Origin of the sequence: Sphaerotilus sp. (assembly GCF_013299175.1) — a bacterium.
Taxonomy (GTDB): Bacteria; Pseudomonadota; Gammaproteobacteria; order Burkholderiales; family Burkholderiaceae_C; genus Sphaerotilus.
Genome location: NZ_JAAFKF010000196.1, coordinates 1 through 3,391 on the forward strand (window position 1 = coordinate 1; position 3,391 = coordinate 3,391).

A 3,391-nucleotide genomic window follows, 5' to 3' on the forward strand; every position below is an offset into this window, starting at 1 on the left:
CGCTGCGGCCATGCTCGGGCGTGATCGTGGCCACGCCGTAGCCGGGGTAGTACAGGTCGTTGAAGCTGGGCGCGCGGTAGGTGGTGCCCGCCAGCGTGCGCAGGCGCAGGCCCGGTGCCAGCGTGATGCTGCCGCCGAGGCGGGCCGTGGTCACGCCGCCGTAGACCGAGTTCTGGTCCCGGCGCACGTCGGCCTGCACCAGCGTGCCCTCGAAGCTGCCCGAGTAGCCCAGCACCAGCGCACTGTTGCGCCGCTCCACGTCGGCCACGTAGCTGGTCGAGCTGGCCTTTTCCACCAGATGCTCGAACGCGCCGACGACGTGGTGCCGGGTGTCGATCGCCCAGCCCACCTGCGAGGTGAACTGCGCGCGGCGGGTCTGGAAGCGGTCGATCACGGCCGCGCCGGTGAGGAGCTGGTCTTCGCTGCGCGCGAGGTGGTTGGTCCAGGTCAGGCCGTTGCCGAACTGGCTGCGGTGGTCGAGCGCCGTGGCGGTGGTGTCGAGCCGGTTGCGGAAATCGGGCGTGGCGTCCTGGGCAAAGGTCGGGGCCACGTACTGGCTGTCGTCGTACTGGTTGCGCGTGCGGCTCTGGGTGTGGCTCAGACCGATGCGGTGGCCGGCGACCGGGGTGAAGCCGACCGCGAGCTGGCCGGAGGTGCGGTGGGCACCGTCGCGGTCGGGGTTGTAGTTGCCGTAGCGGTCGCCAGGGCGCAGGGCCGAAACGCCATCCGTGGCTTCGTCGGCCAGCGACAGCGCGTAGTCGAAGCCGCTCTGTGCGCCGGAAACGCCGAGTGCAGTTTCACGCGAGCCGTAGCCGCCGACCGCCGCTTTCGCGTGGACTTGCAGGCCGGGGGTGCCGCGCCGGGTGAAGATCTGCACCACGCCGCCGGCCGCGTCCGCGCCATACAGGCTGGAAGCCGGGCCGCGCAGCACCTCGATGCGGTCGATCTGGGCGAGGCTCAGACTCTCGAACATCGTCTGCCCCAGCGTGGCCGAGCCGACACGCACGCCGTCGATCAGCACCACGGTGTTGCCGACCCCGGCGCCGCGGATCAGGATGCCGGCGTTCATGCCCGGCCCGCCGTTGCGGCTGACCTGCAGGCCGGCTTCGCGGCGCAGCAGGTCTTCCACCGAATCGGCAGTCGAATTGGCGATGCGCTCGGCGTCGATGACCTGCACGTCGGCGGCCATGCGGCTCAGCGGCAGGGGTTGGCGGACACCGGTGACGACGACGGGATCGAGCCTGGCTTGCTGCGCCAGCGCCGACACCGAGACGCAGGACGCCGCACACAGCAGAACCGCCCGCACCACGGGACGCACGGACAGAAGGGGCAGCGAAGTGCCCTGGAAATGGGAATGCATGGAGAACACGGACCTGAGAACGTCGTGCGCGCCAGCTTCCCCGCAGGCGCACACCTCAATGGCAGACCGCTCAGACGCCTGACAGCGCGACGCAGTCCACCCCCCGTTGGCCGGTATCCGGGCTGACGGACGAACCTCGGACGACCTTCCCGGTGTCCCAATGACACCAGTGGCATGTGCGCCGAAGCAGAGAGCGCGAAGGCTCCCGTCCGCTTACCGTTGCGGGGGCAGCGCAGGTTGAGCGTGGCCCGAAAGAGCGTCTGCTTTCCTGCTTCCCGTTTAACCGTGCTGGCGTGAAGGCCGGCACGAGCACCAACAACGTGAATTGTAAACGGTGCGCGCCCGGACCACTACAATCGCCGCGAACCCCGCCATACGACACAGGCCACACGCCAACGCGCAATGTCCACACTCGAAGACCTCGCCGAACGGGTAGACCGGCTGCTGCTGCACCACAGCGCCTTGCAGCAGCACAACGCGCTGCTGGAGCAGAAACTCGCCGCAGCCCATGCAGAGCGGGACAACCTGCGTTCACGGTTGTCCGCAGCACGCGCCCGCATCGATGCGCTGATCGAGCGGCTGCCAGCGGGCGATGTCGATACCCATGACCGTGGTGCCTCGGGAGGCGGTGTATGAGCACAAGCATGGGCGCGAAACCGCTGGATGTGAACATCATGGGGCAGGGCTACGTCCTGGCCTGCCCGCAAGAAGGCGAGGCGGTGCTGACGGCTGCCGCGCGTCTGGTGGACCGCGAGATGTGCGCCATCCGCGACGCCGGCCGGGTGAAGGCCCGCGAGCGCATCGCCGTGCTGTCGGCACTGAACCTGGCGCATGCCCTCATCGAACAGCGCACACGGGACGGCCACGCCACGCCCGCCCCTGCAGCCGAGGCGGAGACGACACCGGCCCCTGCCGTGCCGCTCATCACCATCGATGTGGATGCCCTGGTCCGCCGCCTGGATGCCGCACTCGGTGGCCACAGCACCCCGCCATCGGCTTAGAATCTGCCCTGTCCGCTGCATTCGCGGGGGTTTTTATTTCCTTGAACCGATGCTCTCGCGAGCCTGGGCTTGGAACATCGGCCGGTTGGTGTGATCGTCTCGCGTCAGATGAACCCGAAACCAGCCTGACCTCGCCCACCTGAATCCCCTGGGTTCAGGAATGCGGCCCTCGGCTTGCAGCGGACACCCCCACTCTCCCCGCACCCATGCCCTTCGATCTCACCCTGGTCGCCGAACTGCTCGCCCTCGGCACCTGCACCGGCTTCCTCGCCGGCCTGCTCGGCATCGGAGGCGGCATGCTGATGGTGCCGTTCCTGACGCTCATCCTGTCGGCGCGCGGCGTCGATGCGGCACTGGCGGTCAAGATGGCGATTGCCACGTCCATGGCCACCATCCTCTTCACCGCCATGTCCAGCGTGCGCGCCCACCACCAGCGCGGCGCGGTCCGCTGGGACATCGTGCGAACGCTCGCGCCGGGCATCGTGCTGGGGGGCCTGCTGGCGGGCGCCGGGGTGTTCTCGCTGCTCAAGGGCACGACACTGGCACTGGTATTCGCCGTGTTCGTCGCCTTCTCGGCGACCCAGATGCTGCTTGACCGCAAGCCCGCCCCCACCCGCCAGATGCCGGGCACCGTCGGCAGCCTCGGTGCAGGTGGCGTGATCGGCTTCATCTCGGGGCTGGTTGGCGCGGGCGGCGGGTTCATCTCCGTGCCGTTCATGGGCTGGTGCAACGTGGCGATGCACAACGCGGTGGCGACCTCGGCGGCACTCGGGTTTCCGATCGCGCTGGCGAACACCGTCGGGTATGTGATCGGCGGCTGGTCGATGGCGAGTCCGCTGCCGGGGGCAGTCGGCTATCTGTGGCTGCCAGGGCTGGCGCTCATCGCCGCCGCCAGCGTGACCACCGCCCCCTTCGGTGCCCGTACCGCCCACGCGCTCAACGTCAAGCAGCTCAAGAAGGTCTTCGCCTGCACGCTCTACGCACTGGCGGCGTACATGTTCTGGAAGTCTCGGGGCTAATCAAGGCTAAG

At 68.8% G+C, this 3,391-nt stretch carries 4 protein-coding genes, 1 other RNA gene and 1 riboswitch; of the genes, 4 read left to right on the forward strand and 1 reads right to left on the reverse strand.

Annotated features, from left to right (window positions below):
• A partial coding sequence (locus QZW52_RS19095; RefSeq protein WP_294001709.1) for a TonB-dependent receptor domain-containing protein occupies positions 1 to 1,360 on the reverse strand: 1,360 nt, incomplete at its 3' end.
• A gap of 91 nt (positions 1,361 to 1,451) precedes the next feature.
• Positions 1,452 to 1,692, reverse strand: a riboswitch (cobalamin riboswitch).
• Between the two features lie 70 nt (positions 1,693 to 1,762).
• On the opposite strand from QZW52_RS19095, the gene QZW52_RS19100 reads away from it, so the two are divergent.
• From QZW52_RS19100 to QZW52_RS19115, 4 genes are all read left to right on the forward strand, one after another.
• On the forward strand, positions 1,763 to 1,996 hold the full coding sequence (locus QZW52_RS19100; protein WP_294001711.1) for a DUF904 domain-containing protein: 234 nt from the start codon (positions 1,763 to 1,765) through the stop codon (positions 1,994 to 1,996).
• 8 nt (positions 1,997 to 2,004) lie between these two features.
• The gene (locus QZW52_RS19105) at positions 2,005 to 2,361 is read left to right on the forward strand and encodes a cell division protein ZapA (protein WP_294001713.1); all 357 of its coding nucleotides are present in this window, start codon (positions 2,005 to 2,007) and stop codon (positions 2,359 to 2,361) included.
• A gap of 9 nt (positions 2,362 to 2,370) precedes the next feature.
• Positions 2,371 to 2,548: non-coding RNA, 6S RNA (gene ssrS / locus QZW52_RS19110), on the forward strand.
• A gap of 19 nt (positions 2,549 to 2,567) precedes the next feature.
• Positions 2,568 to 3,380 carry a sulfite exporter TauE/SafE family protein gene (locus tag QZW52_RS19115; protein WP_294001715.1) on the forward strand — a complete coding sequence of 271 codons (813 nt, stop codon included), beginning with the start codon at positions 2,568 to 2,570 and terminating at the stop codon, positions 3,378 to 3,380.
• Positions 3,381 to 3,391 lie beyond the last annotated feature (11 nt).

Excerpts from the sequence above, each read along its gene's own strand:
- QZW52_RS19105 (WP_294001713.1), top strand. The coding sequence starts at position 2,005 with ATGGGCGCGAAACCGCTGGATGTGAACATCATGGGGCAGGGCTACGTC.
- QZW52_RS19115 (WP_294001715.1), top strand. The coding sequence starts at position 2,568 with ATGCCCTTCGATCTCACCCTGGTCGCCGAACTGCTCGCCCTCGGCACC.
- QZW52_RS19100 (WP_294001711.1), top strand. The coding sequence starts at position 1,763 with ATGTCCACACTCGAAGACCTCGCCGAACGGGTAGACCGGCTGCTGCTG.